This window comes from Patescibacteria group bacterium (assembly GCA_041671645.1).
In the GTDB taxonomy this organism is placed as follows: Bacteria; Patescibacteriota; UBA1384; order XYA2-FULL-43-10; family 1-14-0-10-43-13; genus JBAZBD01.
The window spans coordinates 617,390-632,621 of record JBAZBD010000001.1; the positions used below are offsets into that span (position 1 = coordinate 617,390).

Sequence of the window (15,232 nt, forward strand, 5' to 3'; positions counted from 1 at the left end):
GACTTTAGACTTGCGCTACGCGTTAGCCTTGTCTCTGTTTGTGCTTTGGATTCTCACATAAGATAAAAACCCGCTTCTTCGAGCTGATTCGGGAACATTTTCCCTTCTTGCTTCGGATAACGACTTTACACTTATCACAAATTTTCTTTACGGATGCCTGTACTTTCATAAATATATGGGATTACGTTTGAAAATAAAAAATTTCCCTTGTGCTTTATCTGCGAGGAGGCTGACCTTGTGAAAGGTTCAACCTTCTAGTGATCCGACCGCGCGACAGGTCATATGGGGTCAACTCCATGGTGACTGAGTCGCCAGTAGTGACCTGAATATGATTCTGTTTCATTCGCCCAGACAAATAACCTAGCACCGGATGACCAGTGTCGAGTAAGACCTTGTAACGTGAATCCGCTAGGACCTCGACTACTTTTCCGGCAACCTCAATAATATCATCTTTTGACATATTTAATATGCTAAATTTAACATAAACCAAGCCTAAAGTCAACAACTGGTCGACTTGGGCGGAATAATCAAATCTATACCTTCGTTATAATTACTGGTAAACCATTTTCTATAATAATTGTGTGCTCGAAATGGGCCGCTTTGCTGTGATCTGAAGTGACTACGGTCCAGCCATCGGGCCGAACATCCGTCTCGCCCCTCCCAAGCGTCAGCATAGGCTCGATCGCCAAGGCCATTCCTTCAGCGATAGTAATTCCTTCTCCTGCCTCGCCGTAATTCGGAATCTGAGGTGGTAAGTGGGGTTTTCGGCCAATTCCGTGACCAACGTAATCCCTGACGATGCCCAAATTATTCAGATTGGCGACTTTTTCGACTGCTTCACCGATATGCCCGATCGTATTCCCTGACTTCGCCGCCTCGATCCCGCGATAGAGTGAATCTTCGGTAAATTTGAGAAGCTTGGCATCAGCATCGCTTATTTCGCCAACCGGCACAGTGACGGCCATGTCGGTATAGACACCGTTGTATCCAGCACCAAGATCGATGGAGACGAGATCGCCTTCCTTGAAAACCTTGGTCTTTAGTGGAATACCATGGACTACTTCTTCGTTCACGGAAATACACGTGCTTGCTGGAAAATTCCCGGCCCCATATACATAATAGTTGAGAAACGCTGGGGTCAACCCGGCCTGGTCAAAAAGTTTCAAAGCAAGAGTCTCGATTTTGTCGGCCGTGACGCCAGGCTTGATCTCGGCCTTGAGCTGATCAACAAGCAAGGCCAATTTGTGACCGTTAACCTTGAGATCTGCGATTTCTTCCTTGTTGAGAATATTATTCATGCGCAATCATGGCAAGTTCAAGCGCGATAGCTTCTACGCTACGCTCGCCGTCAATCTCAAATAATTTTACATTTTCTTGGCGTAGATAATCGATGACTTCTTCCATTTTTGGAATATAGAAAGATAGTCTATTCTTGACGATTTCAGATTCATCATCAGCTCTGGTCTCGAGTATTGTGCCACATTTTGGGCAGTTACCCCGTACAGAGCTGTCATAAGTCCCGCCGCACTGCGTGCAGGTCAGTCTCCCGGCGATGCGAGCGAGTGAAGTTTCTGGCTTGATCTTAATATAGATGACAACTGGTCCAGCCCATTCAGGATTTTCTTTGATAAAATTCAGCAAGAATTCGGCTTGGCCTCGACCAAAAGGAAAATTGTCTAGGATGATGGTGCCAGTTGCCTCGTGCAAATAATCGCTCAAAAGCTTGATAGCTACGTCGTCAGGCTGTGGCTCGCCACTGTCATATCTCTCCTTGACCGCTCTGGCATAGTCGGAATCTTCATTTCGGGCCATGTATTCTCTGATCAGCGTGCCAACACTGATAAATAAATCCGCCCCAATTTCTTTCAAAAAGAGCTCGGCCTGTGTGCCTTTGCCCGATCCTGGTAATCCTAGAAATGAATATATTGTCTTCTTCGCCATGTTTTTGCTTTTAGTTTAATATCGTTCGTAAGTATGCATGGTGATCTGAGATTGAACTTGTCGCATTGTTTCGATCACGACGGAGACCACGATCAATATGCCCGTGCCGCCCAGGACCAAGGTGGTTAGGTTGGTAAGAGATTGTATGATAAATGGCAAGACTGCGATCAGACCCAAGAAGAGTGCGCCAAAAAGAGTAATACGATTGATGACTAACCCGAGATATTTCTTGGTTTCGGTGCCCGGACGAATGCCAGGGATGAAGCCACTCTGTTTCTGCAGGTTTTCGGCGATTTGCTCAGGCTTGAAAACTACGCTGGTGTAGAAATATGTGAAGATAATGACTAAAGCGAAATATAGTACGCCGTACCAAACTTCATTTGCGAGGAAGGAGTTCACGCCTTTGGCAAAGTTGGCCAGCCAAACTGATCTAGCGGTCTCTAAGTATTTGGCCATGAAACCAGGGATGACCAGGATGCTCATGGCAAAGATAATAGGAATCACACCTGCGATATTGACCCTGATTGGCAGATGGCTTGAGTAGCCTCCAGATTGGCCATTACGCGATTTTCGGGCATAGGTAACAGGAATATTGCGCTGTCCTTCCTGAATCATAATAATGGCGGCGGTGATAAGTAGGAACACTACTAGAAATACGATCGCACCAATAATTTTGGAACTGTCCCCGCTTTGCAACAGCAAAGCAGTATCACGAACCTGAGAAGGTATGCCCGAGAGAATGCCAAGGGCGATAATCATCGAAGTTCCATTGCCTATCCCCTTTTCTGTGATCAACTCGCCAATCCACATCAACAGCATTGAGCCGGCCGTGACGGAAATAAGCATGGTCAAGAGATCAAAAGGAGTCCAGGTCGGAATGATTCCCTGATTGCGAAGAAGGACCAGCATTGAGTAAGCCTGAATGATCGCAAGTGGGACTGTGGCTAGTCTAGTGTATTGTGTGATCTTCTGACGTCCAGCTTCACCCTCTTTTTGGAGTTGCTCGACGGCAGGAAAAATCATACCGAGTAATTGAAATATAATAGATGCAGTAATGTATGGGCCAACACCCATCAGGATAATTGAAAAGTTGGCCATAGTACCACCGGAAAACATGTTTAGGAAGCCAAACACCTGGTTTTGAGAGAAGAAAGTCTCTAATTGCTGAAGATTGACCCCAGGTAGCGGGACGTGAGCTAGGATTCTGGTCAACAGCAAAAGTCCACCTGCTACCAGGATTTTGTTGCGTAAGTCTTTGTACTCCCAAAATTTCAGTAATTTATCCATGATTGAAGGATCTGTCTAATAACTACTCTCGAAACGAAAACGAGAATATTTCGAGCGAGAAGAAGGAAGTGTAAGGAAAGGTAGATATCTCTACCTTGACGAGCAGTTCGTTCTTTGCAGCCGGAATAGGCCGTTTGCAGTTATCAGATGTAGTTGTTCGATAGATTCTACGTTTACTATACATTAATTCTCAGAGTAAATCAACGATTATTTCGGCATATTTTGGATAAATTTTGAAAATAAAAAGACCACCGATTTCGGTGATCTTGGTCTTTATCTGGTGCGATGCAAAAATGCGCAATCGCGCGGTGAATAGGGGTGCTCCGGGTCTAACCCTTTGACCCGGCAATACTGATCGGACCCCCATCTGGTCGCTCCGCCTAATCGTGCGCAGAATGGACAATCGTGAGCATTCGGAATTCCGCAGTTGAAACGCAGGATTTGGTCGACACCATGATCGGCGAAAACCCACTCTATGGCGCTGGTGACATCATAGCCCTGAGTGTCCCAGACGGTCTTGCAAGCAAACCTGTCCAGATCCGTACCAGCTACAGCGCTAATGTCTGGTAGCTCGTAGTGCTTACCGCAGATAGCTGGCCCGATAAAGAGCGACGTTTCCTCCGGGGAGTCAGGCCATTTCTGCATGAAACTCTGGATCAAGCCTCCGAACAGTTCCGGCCGACCGACATGCATGAAGGCCATGTGGTCAAATCCCATCACTACGATGCATGCGCAATCAGCAACCAAAGTCTCAAGGCTGATTCGCCACCAGCGTGGGAAAATGATCGAGTCACAATTGACCGTGGTATGAGAATTTGGCATCTCGTTTAGTACCAGGACTTGATTGTGCTCTTTGTGAGCGAGGGACATATGGACAATTGGTCCATAGGCCTTTCCAATTGTTTGCTCGATTGCGATACGGGCCGCTACGGCAGTAGTATCTGGGTCTTGCACATTGCCTATCGGGAAATCACCTTGTTTCCCAGTTGAATGAAGGTAGGACAGATCCCACCCTTGCATCGTACGACTTGTCAAGTCGTCGCGTAAATCTGGCAGTGACATTCATCTGCCCTCCTTGTTTTCCGATTGTTCAGACAAAAATTTCTGAACTCAACAGCATAGCAAAAACCTCGCCCCTTGACAAGAGCAGAACTACATGATATACTAGCAACACTTGATAGTTTTTGTACTAAGTATTAAGTGATTGACTAAGGTTCTGGTGCCAATTTTGCACTCTCTCCAATCTCAACCAAATTTATTGGCGTTTTATCGTCCAAGGGCTGAGCAACTTACAGAGAAATACAGTATCTAGTCACAGCAAATTTGTACTATTTGTCTTTAATGACACGCTAATTTTACGCCCTCCGCCAGCTGGCGGATTGGGCAAGTCTATGATCCCCCGAATATTCTGACCATATAATTGGTCAATCGCCGGCACTCCGAGACAACAATAAAATTAGCTGTCATCACAGAACTTTGTATATTGACTTATTTGTCATTTTGTACTATGATATGCTATTCCTGTTAGAGAATATTGCTAACTATTTTTGTTGGTAATTTCTCCGATAGGAGGCTGACATGCTAGGCATGCAGTGATGAGGAGGTATCTTATGAAGATGCTCAATTACCTTACCGATCCGGTAAATAACATCGCCGAGTTTGGCGATAATTTGTCGGAGAAACCAGAGGATGCCGAGATCGCGGGCGTATTGCCTGAAGAACTTCGGACAATTGCCATACGCTTAGCCAATATGGCAGAAGTCGTCAAGGAGGCGCAATCCAGGATCGAGGACATAGAAGATCGCTCCACAATCCTTGAGGCAGTCGAGGAGATCAATACGCTTGCCATAATGCATAACGCAATCAACGATGCATTTTGGTCAGACGTCAGAGCCTCCAATAGCAATCTCACCGACGACCTCGGCATATCCAAAGGCTGGAAAGTCTGGCAGCGCAAAGCGGCCAAATTGCCAGAATGCGATACCATCAATTGCGCAGATTGCCTTGCGAGCATTATCTGCCCGATCCGGGGTCGCTCTGATGGCTCCAAAATCATTCACGTAGGCATCCGCGTGATCCGTTAAACATTTCGAAAGACCATCAATTTCAAGACTTTACATCTTGATCGGTGGTCTTTTCGCCTTTTATGACACAAAAAAGCCGATCGTGACAGTCATTGACTTCCGGTCAGAATGGAGTAAAGTTAAATCATTAGGTACGGTTTTCAGAAGGATAATATCTTTTCGAAATCCTATCTGGGAGAGTCGTAGCATACGGGCTCTCTCTTTTTCTATCCAAATTCTTATTGCTTGTCGTACTTTTCGACAAATGCCTTGACCGCTTCAATATTTTCGAGAACTAATTTTGCTTTTTTCACACCAAACTGAAAAGGATATTGATCTTCTTCATTGTTCTTCAATACGATCATTTTGTTACCCTTGAACTCGGACTCTTCGACAATAGACATAAATCTCCTCCAACTAGTTTTTAATATATCGATATTCTACCAAAGCTTCGATCATTTGGTAAGGGCAAAACGTCATTCTGCTATCTCGGCCTTGGATCGTTGAATCAGTTCTATCATCTTGCCATATCGCTGGTCGTCCGATTTGCAGAAGAATTCTCGACACACCTTCGGCCTGTCGGTGTGGATGCTACAATTATCATTTTCCAGGTATATACAGCCGCCATCATCATTCTTGGCTAGGAGATTGGCGCCGCATCCGCTTGCCAATTCAAAATCTTCAATGAGATCTATGTCACCAAAAAAGAGCTGGAATTTCCCAGAGCGGTACTCCTGTTCGTCGAGATTGATAAGGAAATGCTTGCAACAGATGCCGCATCGATCACATGTGTGTTTGTCGCTCATGAGGAAGCTTGATTTAAATTAGTACTCGTTAAACTTTGCCAAGATCAATGTACTCGTCAAACCTGATCTGACTAACAAAATCTGGCATATGGCTGACCATAATCATGGCGCCCTTGTATTGATCGATTGCTTTCGCGATAACTGGAAGGTGTCTAAAGTTTATGTGGTTGGTCGGCTCGTCCATAATGAGCAGTCCCGGCTCCATCAATACCAATCTGGCGAAGGAGAGGAGGCCTTTTTGGCCTTCGGAGAGCTCACTAACCTTGTGGCCCATCAATCCGCCGCCGATTAGAAACCCGGCTGCTATCGAGCGCATTGTCTGAATATCCGTGTCCCCCATTTTGGCGCTGGCGAGAGAATCAAATACCGTCTGTTCGAAATCTAGATTCGAAAAATCCTGGCTGTAATAGCCTATACGTACCCCCTCTAATATTTCTGCTTTTGTATTTTGGCCAGAGACTAGAGATCGGAGGAAGGTGCTTTTGCCGATCCCGTTTGGACCGGTCACGATACAGTGCATCCTTTTGCGGATTATCTTATCTACCTTGAGAGTGTGAACTTCATGGTCGCGAAAGGCTGATAATTCTGTGATTTTGACAATATCGCCGACAATTTCTTGCATCGGGATATCGAACTCTCTAATGGTTCTGTCCTCGTGCCTGACGTCGATAATGTCTTCTTCCATCTCGGCGGCTTCATCCTTCAGCTTTTTGGCCAACTGGCGCATCTTGCCGCCCTTGTTTGAGAAGAAGTTTACCTTCTCTTTGCGATCGATGATTGCGCGTCGAAGCTGGGCGTTTTTGCGCTCTTCACTCTCGACTCGCCTCTTGATCTCTTCGACAACTGAGTAATAGTCGCCAAGGTAATATTCAATCTTGTGTGTAAAATTGTTGAGATAGATGACACCTTCGGTGAAGCAGTTTAGGAAGTCCGCATCATGTGAGATCACAATTACGGTTTTCTGATACATAATCAGAAATTCGATTAGGTGATCGATGCCAGACTGATCGAGATTGTTGGTCGGTTCATCGAGCAAGAGAATATCGGAGTTCTGAATCAAGGCGAAAGCAAGCAAAAGCCTAGCCTGTTGGCCGCCAGACAAATCTCCGACCAAACGATCGGTAGGAACGCTCAAATTAACCACCTCCATCGCTTTGTGGACCTTGCTGATTAGATCATTTGATTGAGTGGCGAAGGCCATCGCAAAGTATTCCAGGATTGTCTTTGTGAGATCCTGGCGATTCACGACCTGCTTGGCCGTAGCGATGGTGATGTCTTTGGCGATGTTGATTTGGCCCTTCTTTGGCTTGAGCTCACCGGTAATCATGTTGAAGAGCGAGCTTTTGCCAGCGCCGTTTTGGCCCATCAAGGTAATTTTGGAATTTCTGCGCACAGAAAAGCTAGCCTCATCCAGAAGCGGCTTGTCGTGCTGATATTCAAAGGAAACTTCGTCAAATCTAAGGATTACTTCTTCATTCATATTTTGGCCCAAAAATAAAAGGGCGCGATTAACGCCGATGACAATAGTATAACATATTTTATTCAAAAACACACTCCGCCAGCCGTTGTTGGCGAAATTAAAAACTCAGAGCAAAAAGGCTAGCTTCGAGTCAGTGGTCCTAGACCCTTTTGCTTCTTGTTTTTCTTTGGTTTCTTGACCTCTTTTTTGGCATTTTGATCCTTGCCCATATACCCTCCACAAATATTATAAAATTATTCTTTGCTGTCCCAAAACTCTTCGGCCTCGTCCTCTAGCTTCTCCAGCCGATCGTAGTAATCAGGGAACTCGTTCAGATGTGCCAATGCAATCTTGCCCGTGATAAGTGGATCATCGTTGGTCACATTGGTCGACTCGTCCACGAGACCGTGCTCAAGCTCGACGTCCATACCTTGGCGAAATTGGTCAACATCAAACTTGTCCCATTCGATTCCCAGTCTCTCCCCTATTTCCTGCGATTGTTCAACCGTAAATTTTTTCTTTCCAGACATGATTCTCCTTGTTAAAATATTTTTTGCTTGCCACAGCCAGACCCTAGGCTAGGCGTTGTGTCGACAATTTGTGCTTTATTTCGATCGTTATTAGTATTCTCCCCACTATCCTTCGCACCAAAATATGAGACTATTCCGGTAGCTAGCGCCAGGATTGGGATAATATATAGCCATTTCATTTTGTTATTTTTGTTCCAATGGCTTACTAAATATACCGAAAGAAAGGCAGCAAAAGCAAAGGCGAAGTATGCAAGATAGTAATCGGTACGTGAAATATTTACAATCAGGCTGAAATATCCATATAATCCCCAGACAGAGAAAACAACTATGCCCGCTTTTGTTAAAAAATCCAAGAGCGCCTTTTTGCGGAGGGAGTTGACTATGATACGAATTATCACGAAGCCAACAAACAAAGCCACTAGCACATCAGTGGCACCGATCGTGAGAAAATAGATGCTGAAAAATAAAGGGTCGGGAGAGATACAATAAAGTTTTTTGGACATTTCTTCCCTTCTTATCTAAGACATGCATTCCTGCGAACGACTGCTCTATATATATTTTCTCCTATTTTTCTTTTATAATCAAATTATGGAAAACGTAGAGTTTAGAAAACTGACGCAGAAAGATGAGAATGCCTATAATATTTATATAGGTGAATTTCTTGATGCTGGCGAAGAAGTTATCCCTCGATCTATATTTAAAACAAATTTATCTTTCAAACAATGGCTCAAACAAAGACATGACTTTGAGAAAGGTATTAATTTGCCAGTAGATAGGGTGAAGGCCACCACTTTCTTTCTAATCAGAAAACACGACGGAAAAATTCTTGGCGCGCTCGACTTACGGCATGAGCTAACTGAGCATTTATTGAAATTTGGCGGTAATATTGGATATGGAGTTGCGCCGTCCGAGAGGAAGAAAGGTTATGCCAATTATATGCTTGCAACAGCGTTGCCCATATGCAAAGGATTGGGATTAGAAAAAGTTCTAATAACTTGCAACAAAGAAAATACCGGCTCCGCCCGAACAATCCAAAAGAACGGCGGCGTTTTAGAAAACGAAGTCGACTATGATGGTGTGACTAGGCAAAGATATTGGATAGATTTGAATTCTGAATAAACTGTAATGTAAAAAAAATCCCCCCGATGTTGTCGGGGGGATTTTTGTGAGTACTTATTTGGTTTCTGTCTTCTTGACTGTTTTCTTAGGAGCCTTTGGAGCGGCTGGAGTCTTTTCTACCTTTGGAGCTTTCTCTTCAGCAACTTCGGCTTTGGCAACTTTTTTTGCCGGAATTTTGACTGATTTGGAGACTTTGACTTCTTTTGAGAATTCAACTGACTTGGTGAGCTCACCATTGTTTAGAATCTTGGCAGCTTCGAATATTCGGATCATGCCCTTCTCAACCAGCAATTTGTGAGTAACTGTCTCGCCATCTTTGAAAGCGGCAGAAATCTGGTCGAGAGAAATAACAATTGGTTTGCGCTTGTGGGAGGTGAATCCTGGAAGCTTTGGCAATCTCATTGAAAGTGGAGTCTGACCACCCTCAAATCTCTTTGGCAGGTTAAAACCACTGCGTGATCTCTGTCCTTTGGTACCGCGACCGGCGGTCTTACCCTGACCAGCTGCGATTCCGCGACCGACGCGTTGTTTTGTTTTAGATTTTGTGGAAATTAGGTTCATTATAACTTTCTATTTCATGCTTTTCTTAGCGGCTTTTTTGGTGGTTTTCTTGACGGCTTTTTTCTCTTCCTCAACTGGGGCTTCGGCAACGACTTCTAGAGGTTTGATTTTGACGTCCTGAGCTTCGATAAGTTTCTTCTTGGCTTCGCTTCTATCAGTAATGATCTTGGTATATGAAGCGTCAAAAGATGAGAAAGCCTTGAGTGTTGCCATGACGTTGTTCAATTTGTTTGGACTGCCCATCATTTTGGAAAGAAGATCTGTGATGCCAGCAAGCTCTGCAACTGCGCGAACGCTTCCACCAGCAACAATTGAAGTACCAGAGGTGGCTGGGCGAAGCATGACAACTGCTGAAGCGAATTTGGTAGTCATTTCGTAAGGAATTGTACCATTGATAATTGGTACGATAATCATATCTTTTTTGGCCGCAACAACTGCTTTTTTGACAGCTTCAGAAACATCATTGGCCTTGCCGATACCGGCGCCAACTTTGCCCTTCTTGTTGCCAATTACAACCAAAGCGCGGAAACGAATACGTCGTCCGCCTTTGACGGTACGAGCGACTCTGCGCACTTCAATAACTCGCTCTTCGAACTCAGAATCTCTTTTCTCACCCTCGTATTTGCGAGGACGCATGAAATTCTTTGTCGCACGAGCTGGTTGGTTGGCTGCATCCAAATTTGTAGTATTATCTACCATTTATATTCCTTTATTTCGACTAGAAGACTAGACCGCCTTTACGAAGGCCTTCGGCTAGGCTTTTGACTTGACCATGATATTTAAAGTTGCTTCGGTCATAAATAACTTGGGCGATTTTTTTGGTTTTGGCTATTTTGGCAAGTTCCTCGCCCAAAGCAAATGCTCTCTCGACTGGTTTACCAGTCTTGATAGACTTCGAAGTCATACCAAGAATGGTGATGCCTTTTTCGTCATCGATAAATTGAGCAGTGATAGCTTTGTTGGATCGGAATATTGCAACTCTTGGACGAATCGCTGTACCCCATAATTTTTTGTTGAATGTATTTAATGTCATGAAATTCCTTTATTTAGACGCTGCTGTTTTGCCAGCTTTTCGTCTAATATGTTCCTCTTTGTATTTGATACCTTTGCCCTTATATGGCTCTGGTGGTCTGACTTCGCGCACCTTTGCGGCAAATTGTCCGACTTGCTGTTTGTCTATGCCAGAGGTAATAATTGAGTTTTTGACAACTTTGACTTCTAGGTTCGATGGAATTTCTAATTTGATATCATGGGAATAACCCATAGCGAGAACCAGCTCAGATCCGACAACGGCGGCGCGGTATCCAGTACCCATGAAGGTAAGTTCTCTCGTAAAACCAGCGCTTACACCAGTGATCATATTGGCAATCAATCTGGCGATAAGACCATGTTTTGATTTGGCAATTTTACTGTCGTTGATTCGAGAAACCAAAACGTTACCGTCTTCGATTTTGACAGTTGTTTCGTGTGGGATAGTCAGCTCAAGTGTCTTCTCGCCTGATTTTGCAGTGAAAAGATTGGCACTCAATGTGACTTCTACGCCCTCTTCAATTTTTACTGGTCTTTTACCTATTTTGCTCATAATTGCCTTTATATTTTGATCTTGCCGTTTACCAAATCTCGCAGATTACTTCTCCGCCAAGTCCCTTTTTGGCCGCTTCACGACCGGTGATGACTCCCTGCGAAGTAGAAACGATCACAATACCCAAACCCCGAAGTGGACGTGGCAACTCTTTGGCCTTGTTGTAAACTCGGCGTCCTGATTTGCTGATCTGTCGTATGTGAGTAGGGATTTTGGTTTTGCTGATTGTAATCTTCAAAAATTCCTTCTCGTCCTCTTTGACAGTTTCTACATTGGATAAGAAACCTTCGCGAACGAGGATATCCAAAATAGCCTTCTTGATCTTAGAAAATGAGATTGTAACCTCACTCTTTCCGACCATGGCTGAATTTTTGATTCTGATTAATAAATCTGCTATTTGATCCATTTTTGATACCTTTTATTGTATATTCGTTATTCGATACTTCGTAATTTTTACCAACTGGACTTTGAAACTCCTGGAATGTCACCACGTGAAGCAAACTCACGGAAACAGATACGGCACATCTGGAATTTTCTCATATATGCGTGTTTTCGACCGCACATTTTGCATCGTGTTATTGTCCGTGTAGAAAACTTTGGTTTTCTATTGGCTTTTACAATCATTGATGTCTTGGCCATATCTATTTACCTTCCTTTTTGAATGGGAAACCGAGGCGAACAAGTAATTGCTTCGAGTCTTCCTTGGATTTGCTTCTAATCTTAATGTTTATCTCAAGACCGAAGTTAACAGTTGCTTCTTCAAATTTGATCTCTGGGAAAATAGAATAGTCTCTGAGCCCTATGCTATAATTTCCCTTTTCATCAAAACTTGTGTTTGAAAGACCACGGAAGTCGCGAACACGAGGTAGGGCTACATTAACCAAACGGTTGATGAAATCGTACATTCGTGTACCGCGAAGGGTAACTGTAAGGCCAATTGGCTGACCAATTCTAAGCTTGAAAGCAGAAACCGCTTTCTTGGAGAGGTTAAGCTTGACTTTCTGACCAGTGATTCGAGTAAGCTCAGTGCTGATCTGCTCAACGATTTTCTTGTCTTCCTTAAAATCACCGATTCCAGAAGAGACAACGATCTTTTCGATCTGTGGTGACTCAAAATCGTTCTTGTACCCAAGCTCTTTTTTCAGCTCAAGCTTGATTCGATTGGTATATTGTTCGCTTAATCTTTCCATTATTTTCCACTTCCTTCTAGGCTACCACCACATTTTTTACAAATTCGAAGCTTTCCGTTCTCACTTATTTTGTAAGAGATTTTGGTTGGCTTGCCACATGATGGGCAGATGATCATGACATTGGATGAATTGATCTTCTGGTTGATATCGATGATACCACCCTGTGGATTTTTGCGGCTTGGCTTAACATGCTTCTTAGCGATTGCAATCCCTTTGACCACGATTCTGGCATCCTGAACGAAGACACGCTCAACCAAACCGGTCTTGCCTTTGTCCTTGCCTGTGATCACCATTACATTGTCGCTTTTCTTAATCTTCATAATATTTTCTTAACTTTATACTTTTATTAAAGAACCTCTGGGGCTAGTGAAATAATTTTCATATAACCGTTTCTGATCTCGCGTGGGATTGGTCCGAAGATACGTGTGCCACGTGGTTCTTTGTTGGCATCAATAATGACTGCAGCGTTTTCGTCGAAACTAATATATGAACCGTCTTCACGAGCAAAATGTTTGGCTTGTCGGACGATTACCGCTTTCACAACTTCCTTCTTCTTGACTGTTCCTCTTGGAATAGCGTCTTTGACTGAAGCTGAGATGATATCGCCAATCTCGCCACCGCATCTCTTGGCACGTCCAAGAACAGTGATGCATTCAATTTCTTTTGCACCCGTATTATCGGCAACTTTTAATCTTGTTCCTGGCTGAATCATTATTTAACTTTCTTTGTAACCTTAAATTTTTTGTCTCGGCTCATAGGAGCAATTTCGACAAATTCAACAACATCGCCAACTTTGAACTGGTTTTCTTGATCATCCGCTTTGAATTTGTTACTGACAGCGTATTTTTTCAAGTAAAGTCTGTGAGCGACGGTGCGATCAACTCTGATCACAACAGTCTTATCCATTTTATCGGATACTACTGTGCCTATTCTTGTTTTGTTTACTTTATTTTCCATAATTACTCGCTCTGAAATTCGTTAATTATCGTCATAATTCTGGCAACTTTTGCTTTGTTTTTTCCCAAAAGCGAATAATTATCAAGCTTATCAACCTTAACCTTGAGCATGTTGTTGGTATATTCTTTGGTGGCTGAAGCAAGCTCCTTCAAAAGGGCTTCTTTGTCTAGCGCGCGCAAATTTTTCATTTCTTCAGTTGATTTCATAATTCTATCTTTATTCTTCGTCTTTGCTGACAAACTTACTTTTCATAGGAATTTTGTGAATAGCCAATCTCATAGCTTCTTTGGCAGTAGCGTGATCGACACCGTCCATCTCAAACATCATTCGGCCCGGCTTGATAACTGCGGCAAAGTGATCGACTGCACCTTTACCCGAACCCATTGGAGTTTCAGGTGAAGTAGAAGTGATTGGCTTGTCAGGGAAGATCCGGATCCAGATTTGTCCACCCTTTTTGATGTATCTTGTCATAGCTCGGCGAGCAGCTTCAATCGATCGAGCTGAAATCCAGCCAGCTGCTTCTGCCTTGATACCATATTTGCCAAAAGCAAAATCGTTACCACGAGTAGCCAAACCGCCGCGTTTGCCGCGCTGTTGCTTTCTGTATTTCATTTTCTTTGGCATCAACATAATATTTTCCTAAAACAAAATCTAAATAAACTTATTTGGTCAAATCTTCGAGCGTTAATAGCCTCTCACCCTTGTAAACCCAAACCTTGATACCGATAATTCCGAAGGTTGTCAGGGCTGTTGTATATTTGTAATCGATATCACTCTTGAATGTGCCAAGTGGTACTGTGCCAAAAGCAACTTTTTCGCTTCTCGCAATGTCAGCACCGTTCAAACGTCCAGAAACCTGAACTTTGATACCCATGATTCCGGCTGCTTTGGCTTTTTCTACAGCCTGTCTCATCGCTCGGCGGAAGGCGATACGTTTCTCGATCTGCGCAGCGATGTTGGCTGCAATAATCGAAGCATCGCCGTCTGGCTTTTTCACTTCAATAATATTGATCTGAAGTTTTTCTTTGATCCAGGTAGTGAGGAATTTCTTCAAGTCCTCTGTCCCCTGTCCACCGCGACCGATGATTACGCCAGGACGTCCGGAATAAATATCGAGGGTCACTTTGTTGGAATCACGGCTAATCAAGATTTTTGAAACTGAAGCGTCTTTGAGCTTCTTGGCCAATGCGCGTTTCACCATAAGGTCAGCAATCAGGCTTTCAGCATAATTTGTTCTGCCAAACCAGCGAGAACTCCAAGTCTGGTTGATTTTCAAACGGATTGATTTTGGGTTTACTTTCTGTCCCATTATTTCACTTCCTCTGATTTAGTTTTCTCGGCTTTTGGAGCCCCAACGGGGCCCCCTTTGGAGGCTGGTTCAACGTCTACTTTTTTGTCCTCTACACCTTCGACTGTCAAAACTAGATGGGCCATTCTCTTGGTGATTCGGCGTGCCTGTCCCTTGGACCATGGCATGATTCTCTTCAGTCTTGGACCTTCTTCACACACGAAGCGTGAAATTACAACTTTGTCAGCCTCGAGATAATTCTCTTTGGCAGCCGCAATTGCTGATTTTACAAGGCTGTGAGCGAAATATGCACCTTTTCGGTTGATAAACTTCAAAGATATCAAAGCGTCGCTCAAAGTCTGGCTAGAAAGTCCATGCAAAATAGGTCGCATCTTGCGTGGTGAAATTCCGATATATTTATTTTTGACTGTAATTTCCATTTTTTTGCT

The 15,232-nt window shown here is 43.7% G+C and carries 27 protein-coding genes; 2 read left to right on the forward strand and 25 right to left on the reverse strand.

All coding sequences use genetic code 11. The annotated features are described in order from the left end of the window. Nucleotides 1-22 precede the first annotated feature (22 nt). From rpmJ to WC227_03190, 6 genes are all read right to left on the reverse strand, one after another. Complete coding sequence (rpmJ, locus tag WC227_03165; protein MFA6963691.1) at nt 23-169, reverse strand: 50S ribosomal protein L36; 147 nt, start codon at nt 167-169, stop codon at nt 23-25. Between the two features lie 45 nt (nt 170-214). After that, on the reverse strand, nt 215-460 hold the full coding sequence (infA, locus tag WC227_03170) for a translation initiation factor IF-1 (GenBank protein MFA6963692.1): 246 nt from the start codon (nt 458-460) through the stop codon (nt 215-217). 73 nt (nt 461-533) lie between these two features. Then, entirely contained in the window at nt 534-1,298 is a 765-nt protein-coding gene (map, locus tag WC227_03175) for a type I methionyl aminopeptidase (GenBank protein ID MFA6963693.1), read from the reverse strand. Beyond that, nucleotides 1,291-1,941, reverse strand: coding sequence for a nucleoside monophosphate kinase (locus WC227_03180; GenBank protein ID MFA6963694.1), 651 nt, complete (start codon nt 1,939-1,941; stop codon nt 1,291-1,293). Before WC227_03180 ends, map begins: the two co-directional genes overlap by 8 nt. Before the next feature lie 15 nt (nt 1,942-1,956). Then, nucleotides 1,957-3,228 carry a preprotein translocase subunit SecY gene (secY, locus tag WC227_03185; GenBank protein MFA6963695.1) on the reverse strand — a complete coding sequence of 424 codons (1,272 nt, stop codon included), beginning with the start codon at nt 3,226-3,228 and terminating at the stop codon, nt 1,957-1,959. A 273-nt stretch (nt 3,229-3,501) separates the two neighbouring features. Further along, complete coding sequence (locus WC227_03190; protein MFA6963696.1) at nt 3,502-4,290, reverse strand: laccase domain-containing protein; 789 nt, start codon at nt 4,288-4,290, stop codon at nt 3,502-3,504. Between the two features lie 548 nt (nt 4,291-4,838). Here WC227_03190 and WC227_03195 point away from each other — a divergent pair. Continuing rightward, nucleotides 4,839-5,312 carry a hypothetical protein gene (locus WC227_03195; GenBank protein ID MFA6963697.1) on the forward strand — a complete coding sequence of 158 codons (474 nt, stop codon included), beginning with the start codon at nt 4,839-4,841 and terminating at the stop codon, nt 5,310-5,312. Nucleotides 5,313-5,530: 218 nt separating this feature from the next. Here WC227_03195 and WC227_03200 read toward each other — a convergent pair whose 3' ends face one another. From WC227_03200 to WC227_03220, 5 genes are all read right to left on the reverse strand, one after another. After that, entirely contained in the window at nt 5,531-5,695 is a 165-nt protein-coding gene (locus WC227_03200; GenBank protein ID MFA6963698.1) for a hypothetical protein, read from the reverse strand. 72 nt (nt 5,696-5,767) lie between these two features. Beyond that, nucleotides 5,768-6,097 carry a YkgJ family cysteine cluster protein gene (locus WC227_03205; protein MFA6963699.1) on the reverse strand — a complete coding sequence of 110 codons (330 nt, stop codon included), beginning with the start codon at nt 6,095-6,097 and terminating at the stop codon, nt 5,768-5,770. Between the two features lie 28 nt (nt 6,098-6,125). Next, on the reverse strand, nt 6,126-7,577 hold the full coding sequence (locus tag WC227_03210) for an ATP-binding cassette domain-containing protein (GenBank protein MFA6963700.1): 1,452 nt from the start codon (nt 7,575-7,577) through the stop codon (nt 6,126-6,128). Nucleotides 7,578-7,810: 233 nt separating this feature from the next. Next, nucleotides 7,811-8,086 carry a DUF5661 family protein gene (locus tag WC227_03215; protein MFA6963701.1) on the reverse strand — a complete coding sequence of 92 codons (276 nt, stop codon included), beginning with the start codon at nt 8,084-8,086 and terminating at the stop codon, nt 7,811-7,813. Nucleotides 8,087-8,097: 11 nt separating this feature from the next. Then, the gene (locus tag WC227_03220) at nt 8,098-8,589 is read right to left on the reverse strand and encodes a hypothetical protein (protein MFA6963702.1); all 492 of its coding nucleotides are present in this window, start codon (nt 8,587-8,589) and stop codon (nt 8,098-8,100) included. Between the two features lie 85 nt (nt 8,590-8,674). Here WC227_03220 and WC227_03225 point away from each other — a divergent pair, with 85 nt between their 5' ends. Next, nucleotides 8,675-9,205, forward strand: a complete 531-nt coding sequence (locus WC227_03225; GenBank protein MFA6963703.1) for a GNAT family N-acetyltransferase — start codon at nt 8,675-8,677, stop codon at nt 9,203-9,205. Between the two features lie 54 nt (nt 9,206-9,259). Here the strand turns inward: WC227_03225 and rplO are convergent, their stop codons facing one another. Genes rplO through WC227_03295 form a run of 14 tightly spaced genes read right to left on the reverse strand, consistent with a single transcriptional unit; the run spans nt 9,260 to nt 15,223 of the window. Continuing rightward, a complete protein-coding gene (gene rplO / locus WC227_03230; protein MFA6963704.1) occupies nt 9,260-9,766 on the reverse strand; it encodes a 50S ribosomal protein L15 in 507 nt (168 codons plus the stop codon). A gap of 9 nt (nt 9,767-9,775) precedes the next feature. Next, nucleotides 9,776-10,465 carry a 30S ribosomal protein S5 gene (gene rpsE, locus WC227_03235; GenBank protein ID MFA6963705.1) on the reverse strand — a complete coding sequence of 230 codons (690 nt, stop codon included), beginning with the start codon at nt 10,463-10,465 and terminating at the stop codon, nt 9,776-9,778. 19 nt (nt 10,466-10,484) lie between these two features. Then, complete coding sequence (locus tag WC227_03240) at nt 10,485-10,799, reverse strand: 50S ribosomal protein L18 (GenBank protein ID MFA6963706.1); 315 nt, start codon at nt 10,797-10,799, stop codon at nt 10,485-10,487. 9 nt (nt 10,800-10,808) lie between these two features. Continuing rightward, nucleotides 10,809-11,348, reverse strand: coding sequence for a 50S ribosomal protein L6 (gene rplF / locus WC227_03245; protein ID MFA6963707.1), 540 nt, complete (start codon nt 11,346-11,348; stop codon nt 10,809-10,811). Nucleotides 11,349-11,376: 28 nt separating this feature from the next. Further along, nucleotides 11,377-11,754 carry a 30S ribosomal protein S8 gene (rpsH, locus tag WC227_03250; GenBank protein ID MFA6963708.1) on the reverse strand — a complete coding sequence of 126 codons (378 nt, stop codon included), beginning with the start codon at nt 11,752-11,754 and terminating at the stop codon, nt 11,377-11,379. A 47-nt stretch (nt 11,755-11,801) separates the two neighbouring features. Further along, complete coding sequence (locus tag WC227_03255) at nt 11,802-11,987, reverse strand: type Z 30S ribosomal protein S14 (protein ID MFA6963709.1); 186 nt, start codon at nt 11,985-11,987, stop codon at nt 11,802-11,804. A 2-nt stretch (nt 11,988-11,989) separates the two neighbouring features. Then, nucleotides 11,990-12,538, reverse strand: a complete 549-nt coding sequence (gene rplE, locus WC227_03260) for a 50S ribosomal protein L5 (protein ID MFA6963710.1) — start codon at nt 12,536-12,538, stop codon at nt 11,990-11,992. Then, a complete protein-coding gene (gene rplX, locus WC227_03265; GenBank protein ID MFA6963711.1) occupies nt 12,538-12,858 on the reverse strand; it encodes a 50S ribosomal protein L24 in 321 nt (106 codons plus the stop codon). Before rplX ends, rplE begins: the two co-directional genes overlap by 1 nt. A gap of 26 nt (nt 12,859-12,884) precedes the next feature. Continuing rightward, a complete protein-coding gene (gene rplN, locus WC227_03270) occupies nt 12,885-13,250 on the reverse strand; it encodes a 50S ribosomal protein L14 (GenBank protein MFA6963712.1) in 366 nt (121 codons plus the stop codon). Beyond that, nucleotides 13,250-13,495 (reverse strand): 30S ribosomal protein S17, encoded by a 246-nt coding sequence (gene rpsQ, locus WC227_03275; protein ID MFA6963713.1) that lies wholly within the window; start codon nt 13,493-13,495, stop codon nt 13,250-13,252. The genes rplN and rpsQ overlap by 1 nt, the downstream gene beginning before the upstream one ends. A gap of 2 nt (nt 13,496-13,497) precedes the next feature. Beyond that, nucleotides 13,498-13,701, reverse strand: coding sequence for a 50S ribosomal protein L29 (gene rpmC, locus WC227_03280; protein ID MFA6963714.1), 204 nt, complete (start codon nt 13,699-13,701; stop codon nt 13,498-13,500). Nucleotides 13,702-13,711: 10 nt separating this feature from the next. Next, entirely contained in the window at nt 13,712-14,125 is a 414-nt protein-coding gene (gene rplP / locus WC227_03285; protein MFA6963715.1) for a 50S ribosomal protein L16, read from the reverse strand. 31 nt (nt 14,126-14,156) lie between these two features. Continuing rightward, nucleotides 14,157-14,804 carry a 30S ribosomal protein S3 gene (gene rpsC / locus WC227_03290; protein ID MFA6963716.1) on the reverse strand — a complete coding sequence of 216 codons (648 nt, stop codon included), beginning with the start codon at nt 14,802-14,804 and terminating at the stop codon, nt 14,157-14,159. Further along, nucleotides 14,804-15,223 carry an uL22 family ribosomal protein gene (locus tag WC227_03295; GenBank protein ID MFA6963717.1) on the reverse strand — a complete coding sequence of 140 codons (420 nt, stop codon included), beginning with the start codon at nt 15,221-15,223 and terminating at the stop codon, nt 14,804-14,806. The genes rpsC and WC227_03295 overlap by 1 nt, the downstream gene beginning before the upstream one ends. Nucleotides 15,224-15,232: the final 9 nt, after the last annotated feature.

What these genes read in the sequence shown, in the direction of transcription:
- rpmJ (MFA6963691.1), bottom strand. Translation starts at nt 169, where the DNA reads ATGAAAGTACAGGCATCCGTAAAGAAAATTTGTGATAAGTGTAAAGTC.
- infA (MFA6963692.1), bottom strand. Translation starts at nt 460, where the DNA reads ATGTCAAAAGATGATATTATTGAGGTTGCCGGAAAAGTAGTCGAGGTC.
- map (MFA6963693.1), bottom strand. Translation starts at nt 1,298, where the DNA reads ATGAATAATATTCTCAACAAGGAAGAAATCGCAGATCTCAAGGTTAAC.
- WC227_03180 (MFA6963694.1), bottom strand. Translation starts at nt 1,941, where the DNA reads ATGGCGAAGAAGACAATATATTCATTTCTAGGATTACCAGGATCGGGC.
- secY (MFA6963695.1), bottom strand. Translation starts at nt 3,228, where the DNA reads ATGGATAAATTACTGAAATTTTGGGAGTACAAAGACTTACGCAACAAA.
- WC227_03190 (MFA6963696.1), bottom strand. Translation starts at nt 4,290, where the DNA reads ATGTCACTGCCAGATTTACGCGACGACTTGACAAGTCGTACGATGCAA.
- WC227_03195 (MFA6963697.1), top strand. Translation starts at nt 4,839, where the DNA reads ATGAAGATGCTCAATTACCTTACCGATCCGGTAAATAACATCGCCGAG.
- WC227_03200 (MFA6963698.1), bottom strand. Translation starts at nt 5,695, where the DNA reads ATGTCTATTGTCGAAGAGTCCGAGTTCAAGGGTAACAAAATGATCGTA.
- WC227_03205 (MFA6963699.1), bottom strand. Translation starts at nt 6,097, where the DNA reads ATGAGCGACAAACACACATGTGATCGATGCGGCATCTGTTGCAAGCAT.
- WC227_03210 (MFA6963700.1), bottom strand. Translation starts at nt 7,577, where the DNA reads ATGAATGAAGAAGTAATCCTTAGATTTGACGAAGTTTCCTTTGAATAT.
- WC227_03215 (MFA6963701.1), bottom strand. Translation starts at nt 8,086, where the DNA reads ATGTCTGGAAAGAAAAAATTTACGGTTGAACAATCGCAGGAAATAGGG.
- WC227_03220 (MFA6963702.1), bottom strand. Translation starts at nt 8,589, where the DNA reads ATGTCCAAAAAACTTTATTGTATCTCTCCCGACCCTTTATTTTTCAGC.
- WC227_03225 (MFA6963703.1), top strand. Translation starts at nt 8,675, where the DNA reads ATGGAAAACGTAGAGTTTAGAAAACTGACGCAGAAAGATGAGAATGCC.
- rplO (MFA6963704.1), bottom strand. Translation starts at nt 9,766, where the DNA reads ATGAACCTAATTTCCACAAAATCTAAAACAAAACAACGCGTCGGTCGC.
- rpsE (MFA6963705.1), bottom strand. Translation starts at nt 10,465, where the DNA reads ATGGTAGATAATACTACAAATTTGGATGCAGCCAACCAACCAGCTCGT.
- WC227_03240 (MFA6963706.1), bottom strand. Translation starts at nt 10,799, where the DNA reads ATGACATTAAATACATTCAACAAAAAATTATGGGGTACAGCGATTCGT.
- rplF (MFA6963707.1), bottom strand. Translation starts at nt 11,348, where the DNA reads ATGAGCAAAATAGGTAAAAGACCAGTAAAAATTGAAGAGGGCGTAGAA.
- rpsH (MFA6963708.1), bottom strand. Translation starts at nt 11,754, where the DNA reads ATGGATCAAATAGCAGATTTATTAATCAGAATCAAAAATTCAGCCATG.
- WC227_03255 (MFA6963709.1), bottom strand. Translation starts at nt 11,987, where the DNA reads ATGGCCAAGACATCAATGATTGTAAAAGCCAATAGAAAACCAAAGTTT.
- rplE (MFA6963710.1), bottom strand. Translation starts at nt 12,538, where the DNA reads ATGGAAAGATTAAGCGAACAATATACCAATCGAATCAAGCTTGAGCTG.
- rplX (MFA6963711.1), bottom strand. Translation starts at nt 12,858, where the DNA reads ATGAAGATTAAGAAAAGCGACAATGTAATGGTGATCACAGGCAAGGAC.
- rplN (MFA6963712.1), bottom strand. Translation starts at nt 13,250, where the DNA reads ATGATTCAGCCAGGAACAAGATTAAAAGTTGCCGATAATACGGGTGCA.
- rpsQ (MFA6963713.1), bottom strand. Translation starts at nt 13,495, where the DNA reads ATGGAAAATAAAGTAAACAAAACAAGAATAGGCACAGTAGTATCCGAT.
- rpmC (MFA6963714.1), bottom strand. Translation starts at nt 13,701, where the DNA reads ATGAAATCAACTGAAGAAATGAAAAATTTGCGCGCGCTAGACAAAGAA.
- rplP (MFA6963715.1), bottom strand. Translation starts at nt 14,125, where the DNA reads ATGTTGATGCCAAAGAAAATGAAATACAGAAAGCAACAGCGCGGCAAA.
- rpsC (MFA6963716.1), bottom strand. Translation starts at nt 14,804, where the DNA reads ATGGGACAGAAAGTAAACCCAAAATCAATCCGTTTGAAAATCAACCAG.
- WC227_03295 (MFA6963717.1), bottom strand. Translation starts at nt 15,223, where the DNA reads ATGGAAATTACAGTCAAAAATAAATATATCGGAATTTCACCACGCAAG.